Source organism: uncultured Sanguibacteroides sp. (assembly GCF_900543425.1).
Taxonomy (GTDB): Bacteria; Bacteroidota; Bacteroidia; order Bacteroidales; family Marinifilaceae; genus Gabonibacter.
In genome coordinates this window covers 1-17,258 of sequence record NZ_UQRQ01000014.1, presented here as the reverse complement: position 1 = coordinate 17,258, position 17,258 = coordinate 1, and the positions used below count along the sequence as shown (strand labels likewise).

15 protein-coding genes are annotated in these 17,258 nt (G+C 40.4%); 6 read left to right on the top strand and 9 right to left on the bottom strand.

All coding sequences use genetic code 11. The features are described from left to right. Positions 1–204 precede the first annotated feature (204 nt). Genes QZR76_RS09025 through QZR76_RS09005 form a run of 5 tightly spaced genes read right to left on the bottom strand, consistent with a single transcriptional unit; the run spans position 205 to position 5,987 of the window. A complete protein-coding gene (locus tag QZR76_RS09025; RefSeq protein WP_294142399.1) occupies positions 205–1,452 on the bottom strand; it encodes an HlyD family efflux transporter periplasmic adaptor subunit in 1,248 nt (415 codons plus the stop codon). A 2-nt stretch (positions 1,453–1,454) separates the two neighbouring features. Next, on the bottom strand, positions 1,455–2,930 hold the full coding sequence (locus tag QZR76_RS09020) for a TolC family protein (RefSeq protein WP_294142397.1): 1,476 nt from the start codon (positions 2,928–2,930) through the stop codon (positions 1,455–1,457). Positions 2,931–2,944: 14 nt separating this feature from the next. Then, positions 2,945–4,105: an ABC transporter permease gene (locus tag QZR76_RS09015; RefSeq protein WP_294142395.1), complete on the bottom strand. Its 1,161-nt coding sequence runs from the start codon at positions 4,103–4,105 to the stop codon at positions 2,945–2,947. Then, a complete protein-coding gene (locus tag QZR76_RS09010; protein ID WP_294142393.1) occupies positions 4,102–5,328 on the bottom strand; it encodes an ABC transporter permease in 1,227 nt (408 codons plus the stop codon). The genes QZR76_RS09015 and QZR76_RS09010 overlap by 4 nt, the downstream gene beginning before the upstream one ends. Beyond that, a complete protein-coding gene (locus tag QZR76_RS09005) occupies positions 5,325–5,987 on the bottom strand; it encodes an ABC transporter ATP-binding protein (protein ID WP_294142391.1) in 663 nt (220 codons plus the stop codon). Before QZR76_RS09005 ends, QZR76_RS09010 begins: the two co-directional genes overlap by 4 nt. A 142-nt stretch (positions 5,988–6,129) precedes the next feature. Between QZR76_RS09005 and QZR76_RS09000 the strand changes: the two genes are divergently transcribed. Beyond that, positions 6,130–7,368, top strand: a complete 1,239-nt coding sequence (locus QZR76_RS09000; RefSeq protein ID WP_294142390.1) for a HAMP domain-containing sensor histidine kinase — start codon at positions 6,130–6,132, stop codon at positions 7,366–7,368. A 91-nt stretch (positions 7,369–7,459) separates the two neighbouring features. Beyond that, entirely contained in the window at positions 7,460–8,155 is a 696-nt protein-coding gene (locus tag QZR76_RS08995) for a response regulator transcription factor (RefSeq protein ID WP_294142387.1), read from the top strand. Here the strand turns inward: QZR76_RS08995 and QZR76_RS08990 are convergent. Further along, positions 8,149–8,418 carry a hypothetical protein gene (locus QZR76_RS08990; RefSeq protein WP_294142385.1) on the bottom strand — a complete coding sequence of 90 codons (270 nt, stop codon included), beginning with the start codon at positions 8,416–8,418 and terminating at the stop codon, positions 8,149–8,151. The genes QZR76_RS08995 and QZR76_RS08990 overlap by 7 nt on opposite strands. Before the next feature lie 11 nt (positions 8,419–8,429). Then, positions 8,430–10,778, bottom strand: coding sequence for a transglycosylase domain-containing protein (locus QZR76_RS08985; RefSeq protein ID WP_294142383.1), 2,349 nt, complete (start codon positions 10,776–10,778; stop codon positions 8,430–8,432). A 210-nt stretch (positions 10,779–10,988) separates the two neighbouring features. Between QZR76_RS08985 and QZR76_RS08980 the strand changes: the two genes are divergently transcribed. Further along, the gene (locus QZR76_RS08980) at positions 10,989–11,561 is read left to right on the top strand and encodes an adenylate kinase (RefSeq protein ID WP_294142381.1); all 573 of its coding nucleotides are present in this window, start codon (positions 10,989–10,991) and stop codon (positions 11,559–11,561) included. Between the two features lie 257 nt (positions 11,562–11,818). Then, entirely contained in the window at positions 11,819–12,856 is a 1,038-nt protein-coding gene (locus QZR76_RS08975; protein ID WP_294142379.1) for a hypothetical protein, read from the top strand. Between the two features lie 53 nt (positions 12,857–12,909). Here the strand turns inward: QZR76_RS08975 and QZR76_RS08970 are convergent, their stop codons facing one another. Continuing rightward, positions 12,910–14,007 (bottom strand): MFS transporter, encoded by a 1,098-nt coding sequence (locus QZR76_RS08970; RefSeq protein ID WP_294142509.1) that lies wholly within the window; start codon positions 14,005–14,007, stop codon positions 12,910–12,912. A gap of 291 nt (positions 14,008–14,298) precedes the next feature. Here QZR76_RS08970 and QZR76_RS08965 point away from each other — a divergent pair, with 291 nt between their 5' ends. Next, a complete protein-coding gene (locus QZR76_RS08965) occupies positions 14,299–15,207 on the top strand; it encodes a phosphate acyltransferase (RefSeq protein WP_294142377.1) in 909 nt (302 codons plus the stop codon). Between the two features lie 76 nt (positions 15,208–15,283). Here QZR76_RS08965 and QZR76_RS08960 read toward each other — a convergent pair whose 3' ends face one another. Then, the gene (locus QZR76_RS08960) at positions 15,284–15,721 is read right to left on the bottom strand and encodes a peptidylprolyl isomerase (protein ID WP_041503814.1); all 438 of its coding nucleotides are present in this window, start codon (positions 15,719–15,721) and stop codon (positions 15,284–15,286) included. Between the two features lie 167 nt (positions 15,722–15,888). Here QZR76_RS08960 and QZR76_RS08955 point away from each other — a divergent pair, with 167 nt between their 5' ends. Continuing rightward, on the top strand, positions 15,889–17,145 hold the full coding sequence (locus QZR76_RS08955; RefSeq protein WP_294142375.1) for a 4Fe-4S binding protein: 1,257 nt from the start codon (positions 15,889–15,891) through the stop codon (positions 17,143–17,145). The last annotated feature ends 113 nt before the right edge of the window (positions 17,146–17,258 follow it).

Here is a 17,258-nt window from a genome sequence, read left to right as displayed (position 1 = left end):
GCAATATCTGAATGTTAATTATAAATCATAAATTACGTTCAGATGATATAACCCACAGGGACGGGTACAATGTGCTATAAAAAAGGACCTATGAGGTTAGAAAATAACAATATAGAGATTTTGTTATTCTGTGATTTAGTGATTGAATGATTAGATGATTGATTTTGGATCACTGAATCGCTATATCACAGAATTATTGGATTGTCAGTTTTTGATACGGATTTTTTTGTCGTTTTGGTAACGGGACATGTCCGATACAATGACTTGGTCTCCGGTTGCCAATCCGTTGATAACCTCGACTTGCTCGAAACTACCTTCTCCCAGCATCACTTTCTTTTTATATGCCTTTCCCTCTGAAACAACCCATAAATCGTATTCTCCCGGTCCTATGTAGTATGATCCGTTCCCAATCCGCAGAACTTCTTCTTTGAGAGCGTATGTAACATGTGTATCTACTTTTAAGCCGGATCGAAGTTTGGGATGATTATTCTCTACAAGTAAAACGGTGAATTTGATCATACCGTTTTTTACGGACGGAGTAACGTTGTTTACGGTGCCCGAGAGCTTTTCGTTTCCTATTTTTACGGTAACCTGATTTCCTGAATTGATTTTATCGGCATATCCGTCAGCTATTTCGGCTTCTATTTTGAAACGGGTAAGATCGGAAACGATAGCTACATCCGAGCCCTGATTGACGGAAGAACCGACCTGATCGTTGATCCAAGTTAAAGTGGCGGAACGCGGAGCTCGTATTTGAGCTTCGCCTAATGTCTTAAACATCAGGTCGATGTTTTTGCGGGCAATCTTATAGTCCAATTCCAAAGATTTGATCTCGGCTTCCGAGGTACGTTGTTGATTGGCAAATTTACGTTTGAATTGTTCGAACTGCATCTGTTTGACCTTGTAGTCCAGTTCTGTCTGTCGTACTTTATCGCTGGTACTGGCTCCTATACTGTCCAGGTATTTTTCATTGTACAACATTACCTTTGATCGCTTGAGTTGCATTTCGTCGATTTCTATCTGCATTTGCATTTCAGAGAGTTGATTTTCAAGGGTAGCTTTTTGGAGTTCCAGTTTATTCCGTTTCATTTGAAGTTCTTCCTGTTTGGTTTCGTATTCTGTTTTTATGGTTTCCAGGTCGAGTTTTAATAAGGCCTCTCCCTTTTCTACCTTTTCTCCCGCTTTTTTATATACTTCCAGAATTTTGGAAGAGACGGGGGAGGTAATGATCTGTTCTTCCTGAGAAACTATTTTTCCAACGGCATAGACCGATATCTCCAATGGGCCTTTATCGACGGTATATATCCGTATATTTTTTGCTGCAATACCGGGTTGAAACAGATAAACCAGAGAATAAAAGCCAATCCCGGCAAAAAGGAAGATGATGATGATTTGCAGTATTAGTTTTTGTTTCCGTTGTTTTTTTATTTCGGGTGAAATCGCTCTGTCCATGATTAGAAATTTAAGGTTTTAAATTCGTCGTAGATAATATCTTTATTTAATTCAAAATCAAAAAGGGTCAATTGCCTGAGGGTATAAAATTGAGTCCAAGAGGAGGATAATTGATTGATATAATTGCGTTTTGCATTGTCTCTCTCTACTTGTGCCGCATTAATGTCCAATACGCTTATTTGTCCCATCACGAAGGTTTCGTACGCTGTTTTGTAGCGTTGCTGGGCTATGGTATCGGCCAGCTGGACAATTTCGTTTAGTCGTCGTTGTTCCTGGTATTGCCTGACAATAGTAATGACATTTTGTTCAAAATTCAGCCTTGATTGTCGTACCTGATCTTTTGTAATTTCTTCCCGGGAGCGTGCCAATTCGATTTTTCCTTTTCTTTTTCCCCAGTTCAGAATAGGAATCGTGATCCCTAAACTGACGGCTTCCCGGTTTTGAAGGTTTTGATATGTTCTTTTAAAAGTCGTATTACTTCCGGTATACCCGATTGTCGCATATATGTCCGCCTGAAAACCGCTTTCCGCTTTTGCCTGGGCTATCTGTTGTTTGGCTTCCAGTAATCGACAAACGATGTCGTAACGGAATGGGTTATTTTTATTTGCTATTTCCATTACTCTTTCCAGAGAAACCTCGATATCGGGACATGCCGTAGGTATTTCCGGTTTAATATTGATTTGTTCGTTATAGCCGAGATAGTTGCGAAGGGTGAACATTTTTTGTTCGTATTCCTGCTGGGTCTGTATTAACGAAGAGGAAGCATTCAATAGATTTAGTTTTAATTGCAGCAATTCGTTATCTGAAATAAGCCCCATGGCTTTTTTACTCGATGCGATCTCCACTAATTTGGAGGAGTGTTCCAGATTTTGCCGGGCAATATCCACGTTTATTAAGGCCAGTAACAGATTGAAGTAATGATTGATCGCCTGAATCGCTACTTTTTCCATCTCTACGGCAAATTGTTGTTTGGCCTGTTTGAATCTTTCCGGTTCAATGCGTTTATCCCATTTTAACGGGTGAGAAGAGATCAGGGGTTGATTTAAAGAGATACTGATAGGAATACTCATATAATTGGTCGTTTTTTCCCCGTCCAGTTGATCGACTCTCTCTAATTCGGATTGAATGGAGACCCTTCCTCCTGTCAATGGAATATTTTGAGAGATAGATAACGAAAGTTGTTCGGACAGAGAATTGTTGGAAACAAAGGTATGACTGCCGTCCTCTTTTAAATAACTCGATAAGGTACGGTTGAAACTCGGAAGAGTACCCTTTAGCGTGATATTAGGTAGTAAATCTGCTTTAAAATTCCGATATTGCCAGTAAGCAGCCTGAAATTGGTTTCTAACGATCATAGCATCAGTAGATTGTCTTTTGGCTAACTCGATGGCTTCAGACAAAGAGATCACTTTGGTCTCCTTTTGTCCCGGGGAAGAGAGACAAAGGAAACCGAATAATACGGTCCATATTGTTTTCATTGTATCAGATGTTGTTACTCATAATGTAAGGTTTCCGCGGGATTTATTTTGCTTACCGTATAAGCCGGGTACCAGGCACTAAATAAGGCAAACAACAGCATAATGAATACGGTAATTCCCATGGTAAATAAGTTACCTGGAGTAAAATCCGAGATATAACAGAAAAGGAGCAAGCCGGGTAGCATGGCCAAGCCGGTGATAAACAGACTTTCCATAATTACGAGATAGATCATTCGGGAACGAGTGGATCCTATGGCCATGCGTAGTGCATATTCGGATTTTCGTTTTCGGGAATAGATCCAGAACAGGCCGAAAGTGCCGATAAAGGCAAAGATCAAAAGAAAAAGAGTCGGGATAGCCTGTAATGAGATCGATATGATCGTTTCTAATATCTCTCCCATTTTCCATTGTTCGATCCGGTCTATGGTAGGGGTATCAAGGGGGTCAGGAAACTCTTTCCTGAATTCTTTGTACAAATCCTGAACATAGGTGTCGATATCGCTATCGACGATTTTAACGTCGAATCCGCCGAAGCTTGCATCTTGTTTATCGTTTATCGGCAAGACGATTGTCGGGGTCGAAGGAGTAAAAGGATTGTTTTTGATCCCGGAAATGACCCCTGTGACGGTATAGGTATAGTTACCGTACTGGATTTTTTTTCCGATAGGATGCTTTAGGCCTGACTCTTCCAAGAATTGTCGACTGACGATCAAAGGCAGGCTTCCGTCTTCCGGAAAATTACCGGAAAACCATTCTCCTTCTTCTATTTGAGGCTGGTAGACGGCCAGACCGTTTTTGTCGGACATATAGATCTTGGTGAGTATTTTGCGGTTGTCCACGACGACAGAGTCTCTCTTTGTGAATTGTCCTCCGTTTAAATAGGGAGCTAAATCTCCGTATGATATGATACTGGAGGGATATTTTTGTCTCATCTTCGAAACAAGACTTTGTATCTTTTCGCCCACCTCCTCCGGAGAATGATTATTGGCGTCGTTTAACCAAAAAATAATGGTATTTTCCGTGTTTAGGTTTCCGGGAGAAAAGTAGAGACGGACTTTTTCGCTGAAAGAGAGGATACAGATTGTCAAGATGATGAATACTAAAATCTGTTCGATAAAAATCCCTGTGTAATGCTTTCTTTGATTCCAGATTAGTTTAAGAATATGTGCGATCATTTTTTACCTCCTTTCAATATTTCTGCTATATTGCGTTGGGCTATCCAATAAGCCGGTAAGCCTCCGGCAAGAAAACTAAAGACAATAGACAAGGGCAGTACTTGAAATAGAACGATGCTTATTTTCAGTTCCGGAAACAGAATGCTTCCCTCGCAGACAAAAGCTGTCAACAAGATATTGTTGATGCCGTTAAAAATAGGGTATACGATCAGCACTCCCAGTAGCGTACCCGTTAATACAAGAAGAATATTTTCCGTCATAATTTGCAGGAAAGAAGACATCTTTCCGGCTCCCATGGCTCTTCTGATACCGATCTCTTCCGAACGGTTAGCCGTATTGGCGATATTGAGGGTAATGATGTTTACTGCCGGAATAATCAATAGAAGAATAATCATGAGGAAAAACTCGTAATCCATGCCTGTTATCCCCTTGCTGTTCATTCTACCACTTAGTATCGTGTTAAAATCTTCGGGATAGATTTCGATTTCCCGGTTTTGTTCTTTATTGTAGGCAATAAAAGCATTGGCTACGTTTTTACGCATTTGGGATTCCGGCATATCCCGCGGAAACATAATGTAAAGATCATAAGATCGGGTTCTGTTGGGCCAGAAGTGGTTGAATGCGTAGGGAGCCCAGATCGTTGCGGCCGGATTCACGACAATGAAAGAAAAATCTTTCACAACTCCGATGACTTTGTAGGTTACCCCTTGTGCTTCCATCGTTTGGTTCAGGGCAGAACCGTTCCTGAAATAGAGTTTGGCACAACTCTCGGTGATGACGGCAACGGGAGACTGGAGTTCTTTTTCCGTGAAAGGACGTCCTTCCAGAAATTGGAATTGATAAATTTTCCAAAAATCATGATTCACATAATATATGAAGTTCGATTTTAACTGATCGTTGATCAGAAGGTTCAGGGGTTGTCCTTGAATAAAGGAGTACGTTTCGTATCCTTTCACATGTTTCATAATATTCGGGATCTCTTCTTTCGTGAAATATCCCAAATATCGACCTTGATGATCTTTTTCCCAGCAGGAGACCGAGATAGTACGATCAACATTAACACCGGGAGGGGTGTTGTTGAGAAAGGTATTTCCGAATTGCAATATGATCGTTACAAAAATAAAAGTTAGTGCCGTGCCCACTATGCAAAATAAAGCGTAAACCTTATTCTGTCTTATGTTATAGAGTGCAGACTTCAGGTATAGGGCTATTTTCTTTTTCATATGATTTTACCGTCGGAGAATTGAACAATACGATTGGTTTTTTGGGCGATCTTCTCATCATGGGTAACCATAACGATTGTCATACCGTCATTGTTTAATTGTGTAAGTATATCTATGATTTCAGAACCCATCTTGCTATCGAGGTTACCGGTAGGCTCATCGGCGAGTAAAATTTCAGGCCCGCCGATCAAAGCCCTTGCGATGGCAACCCGCTGGCATTGTCCTCCGGACAGTTGGGTGGGAAAATGTTTTAATCGGTGGGATAGCCCGACTTTTTCCAATACCTCCATGGCCTTTTTTCGTCTTTCCGAAGAGGTCGTACCGTTTCGGTAAAGTAAGGGAAGTTCTACGTTATCCAAAACATTTAAAGCTTGGATCAGATGGAAATTTTGAAAGACAAATCCCAGCTTTCGGTTTCTGAGTTTTGCTTTCACTTTATCGGATAGTCCTGTCGTTTCTACCTTGTCAATCAGTAATTGGCCATTGGTAGGATTATCAAGTAAACCGATAATATTCAATAAAGTACTCTTACCGCAACCGGAAGGTCCCATAATAGAAACAAACTCCCCTTTTTCAACGAAAAGATTCACATTTTCGAGGGCTTGTGTTTCTACCTCTTTTGTCCGGTAAATTTTATTAATATCGACGAGAGTGATCATAACATCATTTTTTGTGTATTTATTATTCTCTATATTTGTCCCGGGAGAGATATTGATTATCTCCGGTACAAATGTGCGGTATTTTTTCGGATACTCCGGTAAAACAATATAGTAAGAGTGTAGTAAATTTAAAAAAGGCAGGATGGTTATTAAAAAGTTGTTCGGAACGATAGGTGGGATTGTACTTGTTATGTTGCTTCTGCTTATTGTAAATCAAATTATTATCTGTCACCGTTTATATCGGGCCGAAAGATTACATTGGGGGAATGAGGTAACGGGTATTTTGGCGAAAAATATAGATTCGCTCGTTTTAGTTGTTCATGAACGACCTTCGATTGAAGGTCGCCATGATACGGGGCGGATTGAGACAAAGTTTTTTTTCTCTTCCTTGGATCGTTTGGTGAGAGAAGAGTTACCGGAAAATTTGAAAAAAATAGAATTTTATTATGTCGCTAAAGGAGTGACGGGAGAGCCTGTGTCGTTTTTTCCCGATACGGGAAAGGATACGGTAAATAAAATAGCTACTCCTGTTTTTTTATCGAAGGAAGGAGAGACATTCACTATTTATTTTGATCTGCCTTTGGCTCTGTTTTTGGAGAGATCATGGCAACAGTTGGGAAGTATTTTTATTTCGTTTTTATTACTGTTATTCCTTTTGGCCGGGATTGTTTATCTGAATCGGCGACAAAGAAAATTGGCCTCTTTGCAGGAGGGAATGATGCAACAGATTGTTCATGACTTTAATACCCCTTTGAATAGTATGAGTACTTTACTTGACTTACTTCGGGAAAATACGAGAGAGATTGTTCCGGAAGGAGAACGGAAAAAGTACGATCTTATGGAGTCGGAGATGAACAATATGCGACGGGCCAGTACCTCTTTGTTAAGTTCCCTGAGTCAGATTTGCGATACCAATATCGAAAAGAAAATGTTCGATTTGAGAGAGGGAATTTTGTTATTGATAGAGGAGCAGCAATGGGCTAATCGGAATAAGAAGGAGGTGTGCATGGAGTTGGATTATCGTATACCCGTTCCTATGATATATGCTTCTCCCGTTCATTTGTTTTGTGTTATCCGGAATCTCCTGGATAATGCCGTAAAATATTCGGATGAAATTGTCGATGTTACCGTACGGTGTTATGTGAAAGGTAACGGAATCGTGATCGCTGTCTCGGATAGGGGAAAGGGAATACCCAAGAAATGGCAGAAAAAAGTATTTATGAAGTATTACCGGGGAGAGGATCGTAAAAAAAGGGTAAAAGGGTTTGGTCTGGGATTAGCTTATGTGAAGAAAATCGTAAAGGCGCATGGGGGAAAGATAGGGTTGGAAAGTACACCGGGACAAGGATCCGTGTTTAGTATTTATTTGAGTGAGTGGTAAATAGGCAATTGTAGTAAGATAGTAGTAATTTTACCTTTATAAGAAAGAAATTTCTATTTTTGTCCGAAATATTCTGTTTAAAGGGAACGTTATGGAGAAAAAATGGAGAATGTTGTACGCTGAAGATGATTTGGTATCGGCAATTGCTTATACCGAAGTCTTTGAAAAAGCGGGATTTGAAATACACATGGCTCGGGATGGGGATGAAGCTTGGGAGATCTATCAAAGTACGGTTTGGGATATTTTGGTGTTGGATATGGATTTACCCGGGAAAGACGGATACGAGTTGATAAAATTGATCCGGGGAAAGGGAGATGTCGTACCTATTGTTATTTTGAGTTCCTTAAATCATTATCATGCATTGTACGAGGGGGCAGACGAATACTTGGTAAAGGGAATGCGCGTGGAGGAGATCTGGGCCCGGCTGAATAAAACCATTGAACATGCCCGGCATAAAAAATCATCAAAAGAATTAAGTATATGTGTTGTTTCTTCCCTGACTACTTTTGATCATATGACTCGTCTATTGTCCATGTCCGGAGAGGAGTATAAATTAAAGGCCACGGAGAGCCGCGTGTTGCGTTTGCTTTCTATGCGTTTGAACGAATTATGTCCGAAACAGGAGATGTGTGAAAATATTTGGGGAGTGCATAACGAAACCAAAGAGCGAGAGTTAGCGCGCTACATTTCAACGTTAAGGAAAATTCTTTCTGCGGACCCTTCTATTGCGATAGAAAATGATTACGCGGATGGTTATCGTCTGACAGTTAAGGAAAACCGTTATTGACGTCTCCTGAACCGTCCGACCAAAGCATAGATTCTCCACCATAGGTAAGCAATAAGAAGTACCGTGAGGGAGTAGTTGACCCATGCATTTACATGTATATAACGATTGAACATATAGAATACACCTTTTACCGTGTTCCAGGGATTGATCCCATTCCAGCTGAAGCGCATGCTGGCAGGAGTGGTAATCACGGATATGATACTGAAAACGATAATCAAAATCAGTAGAGCCATAAGAAGGGTTATTTTATTTTTGTTCTTCATGGGATATGTAATTAATTCTTATTTTTCTTTTTAAATAAATTGCCGATGCGTCGAAAGAATCCTTTTTTCTCTTTTTGAGGCGTAATCGTATCATTTCTTGTTATTCTTTCTATTTTGTGATTGGTCATTTTTTCCAGAATATTCATATGGTCTTTGAATACAGGTTTTTCCAGTTCCTCTTTTTTATACAATACAGGCATGGGAAAGCTCGTTTTTCCCCAGTAAGCATAAGTGTTGCTTTTAAGGCATTCCTGCATGAATAATCCGAATATGGGAAGGGCCATATTGGCTCCCTGCCCTAAAGCAATAGAGTTGAAATGAATTTGGGCATTATTGGCTCCTACCCGTATTCCCACGACAATGCGCGGGTTGTAACCGATAAACCATCCGTCCGCTTGATTTTGAGTCGTACCTGTTTTTCCGGCAATAGCCGTGTTTAACCCGTAGTTTGTAATCAGTCTTCTTCCCGTTCCTTCCCGAATGACGTCCGAAAGCATATAAGACATTAACCGGGCCTCCTCGGCCGACATGACTTCCTCTTTTTCCGGTTCTGGAGCTTTGTAGATAAGACGTCCTTCCCGGTCTTTGATCTCTTGCAAATAATAGGGGGTGACTCGTATCCCGTTGTTCGCGTAACATATGTAAGGCAAAATCATTTCATTGAGTGGAATGTTTGCTGTTCCGAGTGCAATGGACGGGACGGCCGGGAGATCGCTCGTTATGCCGAGTTGACGGGCGTGCCGGATGGTATTTTCTATACCTGTTTGTAACAGGACTTCAACGGCAATGGTATTGATGGATTGACTTAATGCTCCTTTTAAGGTGTAGTAACCTCCGTATTCATTGTCGGAGTTACGAGGTGTCCAGTCGTCGTAATCCGGGTAACTTTTCTGTTCGTTTTTATAATAAGCATCTATTTGGGCTCCCTGGCGGATAGCCGCACTATATATCACCGGTTTAAAAACGGAACCCACTTGCCGGGGAGCGAGTACTTGGTCATACTGGAAGTATTTAAAGTTTAATCCCCCTATCCATACCTTAATTTTGCCACTTCGCGGTTCTACGGCAATAACTCCCGGATGCAGAAATTTTAAATAATGTTTTATGGAATCGATCGGCGAGATCTCCATCTTCGTTTCGCCCTGGTAGGTACTGTAAACTATCGTAGGTCTCTTTTTGCCCATCTCTTTTAAAATCTCCTTTTCAGATAATCCCTGTTGCTGAAGAGATTGATATATCTCACTTTGTCGGATAGCATTGTCCAGTATTGTTTTATCTTTGTACCAGGGGTCTTGTTTTCCCCAATGGGTATAAAAAGTGTTTTGAAGGTTTTTCATATGTTGTTGAACGGCCTCTTCGGCGTAACGTTGCATCTCTGCGTCCAATGTGGTCGTGATCGTCAAACCGTCTTTATAAAGATCATAAGAGGTTCCGTATGTCTCGTTGTATTTTTGGATGATTCGAGCGGCATCTTGCCTGATACGCTCCCGTAAATAGGGTGCAGGTCCGGAATAATGATTAATGGGTCTGTATTCCAGCTCCAATTTTTCTTTTTTCAGGAAGTTTCCCTCTTCTTCCGTGAGATAGTCGTATTTGACCATCTGATTGATTACCGTGTTGCGGCGTTGTAAAGCTCTTTCGGGGTGGAGACGTGGATTGTAGTAGGTAGGCCCTTTTAACATGCCGATCAAAGTAGCGGCTTCCAGAAGCGTTAAATGGGTTGCTGTTGTTGAAAAATATTTTTGAGCGGCACTTTCTATACCGAAAGTATCCTCTCCGAAAGAGACCGTGTTCAAATAAAGAGTCAGTATTTCATCTTTCGAATACAATTTTTCCAAACGATGAGCCGTAATGATCTCTTTGACTTTGATGACGGGAAGCATGAAACGGCTTTTGATTTCTCTCGGGAATAGGTTTTTTGCCAGTTGCTGACTGAGCGTGCTGCCTCCGCCCGAGCTACGGTCTCCCAGTAACAGGGTTTTGACAACGACCCGGAGCATACTGATTTTGTCAAAACCGTGATGTTCATAAAATCGAACATCTTCCGTGGCAATCAATGCGTTGATCGCGTAAGAAGATATACTGTCGAACATGACATTCGTCCGGTTTTCGATGTAATATTTGCCTAATAGCTCTCCGTCATCACTATATAACGACGAAGCTTCATAATTTCGGATTTCCCGTAAATCTCGGTAATCCGGAATTTTTCCCCAAGCTCCGAAATAGACACAACAGATGAATAAAGCCAATAACATCCCGCAAAATAGAATGGCAAGAAAAATATTTTTGAGAAAACGAGCTGAATGGCTTTTCTTCCTTTTGGAGGTGGGTGCTTTGCGCTTTACTTTTCTCTGGCTCATATCACTTTATTTTGAGGGACAAAATTACTAAAAAAAAGCGATCTTCAAGATTGTGTACGGAGGTAAATGTTTTATACTTATGGTTACGGTTTTGTTTATAATTTAATACTAAAATATTTCCGAAATCGTATTCGGTAATTTGGATTAAAGTATACCTTTGTGCACGGAAAATTACGTTGTAACCAATTAATATATTAATAATTTATTATCATGTTAAATATTGCTTTGTTTGGCCCTCCGGGCGCAGGTAAAGGAACTCAGGCAAAAAAGATTGTGGAAAAATACAATCTGGCTCATCTTTCAACAGGAGATATGATCCGTAAAGAAATTGCGACAGGCTCGGAATTCGGTAAAATGGCTGCCGGAATTATTAATAAGGGCGAGTTATTGTCGGATGAATTTGTGGTAGCGTTGATCGAGAATAGTATTGCCCATATTGACGGAGTAAACGGTTTTTTGTTTGACGGTTTCCCTCGGACGGTAGCGCAAGCTGAAATTTTGGACCAGATGCTGGCTAAAACGGGGCACCCTTTAAATGCCTTGATCAGTATTGAAGTGCCTCATGACGAATTGATGCGCCGGATGTTGGAGAGGGCGAAAGTTGAGGGGCGTACCGATGATAACGAGACGGTGATTGAAAATCGTTTCAAAGAGTATCAGGCAAAGACGTTACCTGTAGCGGATCATTACAAAGCTTTGAAAAAATATAATTCTGTAGATGGTCACGGAACCGTAGAAGATGTATTTAATTCCCTGACGGATATAATTGAAAAAGTAAAATAGAAAGTTGAGGATTTTCTTGTAAATCGGCCGTAATAGTAATTTATGGCCGATTTTTTTATCAAAAAAGAAGAATCGTAAATAAGTTGTTATATCATTTTTTATGAAAAAATGATAATTCTTATAGTAAGAATTACCTCTGTGAAAATAAATTTAATTACCTTTGTATTTGTATAAATTTATGCTATATAGAATATAAAAGAATTTTTCTGTGTGAATTTTTTATCAAAATTAGAATTTATTTTTTAATGGCTAAATCTATGAAGAAGAATTTGTTCTTACTATGCTTGATGATATTATCGATATCCTGTATCAAGGAAAAAAATATGGGGTCTAAAACTTCTCCCCAAGATATTGATGTTAATCATTTTATTACAAGCGAATCTTATGAGGTGCCGGTTAGAGAGGGACATATTACTGTAGTGAAGTGTTCCGGAGTGACGATTGCGGAAGCCAATACTCCGATGACGATATGGATTCCCAAACAGTCTCAAGCCAAGACGGGAAGCGTATCTACTTCTTTTATACCCGATGACCAGTATCCTAATTTTACCGGGAATCAATCTCAGATGTTTCAAGTGATTTGTTTTGAGGATTCTAAGAATGCAGATTATGATTATAATGATCTGGTGATTCACGTCCGCTATCAAACGAAAGGTTCTATTTTTGCGTTTGGAGTACAACCTGTAGCTCTCGGTTCCACGAAACCGATAAAATTAGGATGTGTCGTGTACAAGGGTGAAAAACAAGTATTTAAAGGGTTGATTACTCCTGTTGGGGCAGATTGTCGTACTCAGTATTTCAAATCTCAAGAGGGATTTATCAATACGGTCGGGACAACGAGTAACCAGAAGGGTGAAAAAAACGGTTATTTGGGTTCGACAATACGAAACTGGGATATATCTAAGATTGAAGGTAGCGGACTTATGCGGGTAGAGTGGTATATTGAGGTGGATGGTGGTACGGAACTGTACGCAATTTCTACCAATTATTTAAGTCAGTCTTTTGATAAAAACGGATTACCTTACGGTTTGGTCATCACAACTACCGGAAGCGAGTATACGGCTGAAGAAGGATATGTATGCGGATACGATTGGTTTAATTATCCCAAGGAGGCTAAACACATTAAAGATGTTTATCCCGAGATATGGGTCTGGTTGACAACCGATAGCGTTTATGATTTTGCCAGTATTTACGATGGTCATAACCCGCCGAAAAATGCTTTTCCCGCGAGTGAGCTGGGATTATTTGAGGCAAAGAGTTTCGATATGACAGATGAAAAGTATAGGGTAAAATAAGAAAACGACAGAGAGAATACGTCCCCTGGAAGAACAATAAATCCGGGGGATTTTTATTTTTTATAGCGCCATTCGAGAATAAGGAATAGAAGGCCCGGGATAAAGATGATAGCAGCGGTGGCTTGTAGTGCCACGGAGAGAGAGTAAGCATCGTTAAGCCATCCGACAAGTGGGGCCATGGCTGCAAAGAGGAGGCGAATCACAAAATTACGGATAGAGAGCACCGTTGCCCGCATCTCCGAGAACGTGATTTGATTGATATACCCTTTTAATATGGGGGTGGCAAATCCTCGTACGATGTAGAAGAAGAAAAGAAAAACAAGAGCGGTATAATTGATGTTCAACGAAACGGCTATGTAGCCTCCCACGATGAAAAAGAGGATGAAAGCGTACATTTTATGTGTTCCCAGGTATCTGTCCAGTTGATCTGAATAGAGAGCTGCAATACCGACGGTGAGATTTAGAACCGTCCAGATAATTCCGAACCAAGAAGTCGGAGTCTCGAGTTCGATTAATAAGGGTTGAACAAACCAGGCCATGGTTAGAGTTGCAGCTCCGATGATCCCGGAGAACATGATGTTATAGCAGAGTTGTCGATTCGTAAATAAGGAATATTGTATGATTTTTAAAATATTGGAAAAGGAGTTCGTAATTCTGGTTTTAGCGGCGTATTCGGTAAGAGAGAATGCAGCCGGAATACCGATAAAAGCGACGAAGGATTGAGCATAAAAAGGAAAGCGTAGGGAATAGGCTGCTAATAAACCGCTGAAAATACCCGCGAAGGCCTCTGAAAAATTACCGATCATCGTCACTCGTCCTTCATATTTCAAGTAGGATTCTTCTTTTCTGTAATGAATCATCGTGTCGTATAACAGGGCCGAGTCAGCTCCCGATACGAGACTTTGACCGAATCCAAGCATGATTTCTGCCATGAAAAAAGCTGAAAACGTATCGGAGAAAGAGTAGCAGCTGAAGCCGCCGAATCCTAAAATAGTACCTGCAATCAAGCAGTTGCGTCTTCCCCAAACATCCGCAAGGTAACCCGTCGGAATTTCCAAGGAAACCATAGCGATGGAATAGATACTTTTTAAAATGAAAATATCCGTCATGTCCAAACCGCAATCCTTGTAAAACAGCACGATAATCGGCATAACAAGGGTAAACCATTTGGAGATTTTTATGAGGTAAAGAGCTATTATATTTCGTTTAAGCGACACGTTTCGATGCACTCGATTGATTTCATCACAAAGGTATTTTTTTATTGTGAAATTTGGATTTGATTATCATGGAATTTACAAAGAAAACTCCTCGTGGCCCGGAATCGATACCGTGTTTACAATTTCTTATTAAAATGCTTTTTTTTGTTTCTGTTTCTCGTAAAAAGAGTTACTTTTGCTTCCAAATTAGAAAAATACATTCACAGAACTAAAATTTTATAAGTTATGGCAATAACTAAGATTGATGACATTTACGAATTACTGAAGGGTAATACCCGGAAAAAACGGTTGGTTGTAGCTTTTGCTAACGATAGTCACTCTATTGAAGCTGTTCATAAGGCTGTTGAAATGGGAATCGTTGAGGCTACGTTGTGTGGTGACGAAAACGAGATCAAAAAGGTATGTACAGAACACGGATATGATATTTCACAATTTAAAATTGTTCACGAACCGGTAGATACGAAAGCTGCGGCATTGGCTGTAAAGATGGTGCGGGATAAGGAAGCTGATATTATCATGAAGGGATTGGTAAGTACGGATAAATATATGCGTGCTATCTTAAATAAAGATTGTGGTTTATTACCTCCGAAGGCAACGTTGTCTCACGTTGCGGTTATGGAGTGCCCGAATTATCATAAGCTGTTGATCGCAAGTGATGCTGCCATTATACCGGCTCCGGATATGAATCAAAAATTGGCTATCGTGAAATATGTAAGCCAGACGGCCAATGCCTTGGGAATAGCTCGTCCGAAAGTGGCTTTAATTTCCGCTACCGAGCAGGTATTACCTAAGGTCGAATCAACCATGGATGCTGCTGTGATTGCTAAAATGGGAGAAAGGGGTCAATTGGGAAATATCGATATAGACGGACCTTTGGCGTTGGATGTGGCTATTGATAAGGAGGCTGCTCAAATAAAGAAGATTACTTCTCCGGTAGCCGGAGAGGCCGATTGTTTGGTTTTCCCGAATATTGAGGCTGGTAATGTATTTTATAAAACCAACACGAAATTGGCAAATGCCCGCCAGGGAGCTATTTTGGTAGGTGCTACCGCTCCGAGTGTACTTTCTTCCCGGGGAGATAGTGTAGATGCTAAATTGAATTCCATCGCTTTGGCTGCTATTTTTGCCAAATAAGTGATGTCTTGATATAAAGTAAATAGCCGAAGCTCTCGAGAGACTTCGGCTATTTGATTTATTTAAAAACAACTAACTATTCTTCGATAATTACGATTTTGGTGATCACGTCTCGGGGACGAATGGCATCGATCACTTCCAATCCTTCATACACTTTTCCGAAACAGGTATGTTTTCTGTCTAAGTGTGCGGTATTTTGACGATTACAACAGATAAAAAATTGCGATCCTCCGGTATCTCTTCCTGCATGGGCCATGGATAAAACTCCCCGGTCGTGGTACTGGTTATCTCCATCAAGTTCGCATTTTATCGTATAACCCGGTCCTCCGGCTCCCGTGCCGTCCGGACATCCCCCTTGAATAACAAAATTGGGAATTACCCGATGGAATGTCAGTCCGTCGTAAAATCCGGATTTGGCCAATTTCACGAAGTTGGCAACCGTATTCGGGGCGTCTTTTTCATAAAAACGAACTTTCATAACTCCTTTTTCTGTGTGTATTTCTGCTCTGTACATACGTAAATAAGTTTGATTTTATGCGACAAAAGTAGGGGAATAAAAAGAGGCTCGCAAATCTATTTGGGTATTTAACTCTTAGAATGGCATCTTATCGAATTTTCATTTTTACCGGGGGAAATGGAATGGAAAATTAGTTATTTTTGTGCCGAAAAGTAAGTCGAATTATGGAAGTGAGAAGAAATGTTGAAGCTTTTGTGGCGAAATTGCCCCGGATTATTTTATTGTGTACGGTCTTGTTTTTGATTTCTCACAATTTTAAGGAAGAGAAAAAAATAAGCAACGATTCGAAAGAAGAGAAAAAGGAGGTCCGGATTCCGGAAGAGTCCATACGAAAATATTTTCCTCATTATACGGAGTTAAAACGAATCTCCCCGGTGGAATATGATGTAAAAGAGGGAGAGAAGGGAGTGGGGAAACTTATTCTAACGACCCCTATTGCAGATGATTTAATCGGGTATGCCGGACCTGTACCTTTATTTTTGGCTGTATCCGACGAAAATATCGTGTTGGGGTTAACTTTATTGGAGAATAATGAATCCCGGGGTTTTGTGAGGCGTTTGGAAAAAAGAGGTTTTTGGGATAGTTGGAACGGAAAGCGGATAGAAGAGGTGGGAAAAATGGAGGTCGAGGCCGTTAGTGGAGCAACTTTAACCAGCGATGCCGTTCGAATGGGGATCAAAAGAGCCGTGGGTGAGTATCTAAATGAACAAGGTTATGCGGGGAATGGTAACGTGTTGACTTTATTACGCCTTGCTTTAGGAGGTTTGGTAGTTCTTTTGGCTCTGTTCAGTTTGTTCTGGGGGACAATAATGAAAAGATACAGATTGGCTTTACAAGTTGCGTCTATTTTAATACTTGGTTTTTGGAGCGGTAGTTTTATATCCTTGGAACTGTTATACGGTTGGTTGTTGAATGGAATTCCGTGGGGGATACGTGTGTTGTTGCCGGTTATTGCGTTGTTAGCGGTGATATGTCCGTTGTTTTTTAATCGTTCTTATTATTGTGCTTATCTATGTCCTTTCGGGGCAGCACAGGAATTAATGGGGAAGGTACGGAAAAAGAAAATAGCGTTGGGAAGAAGAGTGAAAATGATCTTAAGGTATACCCGGATCACATTCTTTTTGGGTATTGTGGGATTGTTATTGTGGGGAGTTCCGTTGGATTTGACATCTCTTGAACCGTTTTCTGCTTTTTTGGTATCGGTTGCATCGGGGGGAATGATCGCTTTTGCATTAACTTGTTTATTATTTTCAGTCTTTATCAGTCGTCCTTGGTGTAATTATTTTTGTCCTACGGGAGAGTTTTTAGATATTTTGAGGCGAACTCCGGGGAAAGAAGGGGGAAAACAACGGAAGGAAACATGGCAGGAGTGGCTGTCTATCATTGTTTTCTTGCTTCTTTTATGGTTTGTATTGAGCTGAGAAAAAAAATAGAAACTTTTTTATCGAAACATTTGATAGTTTGAATAAAAAGTGCGTTATTTGCATCCTGTTTGGAAAGCGTTTATAAAAATATTGAGAGATGTCAAGAATTT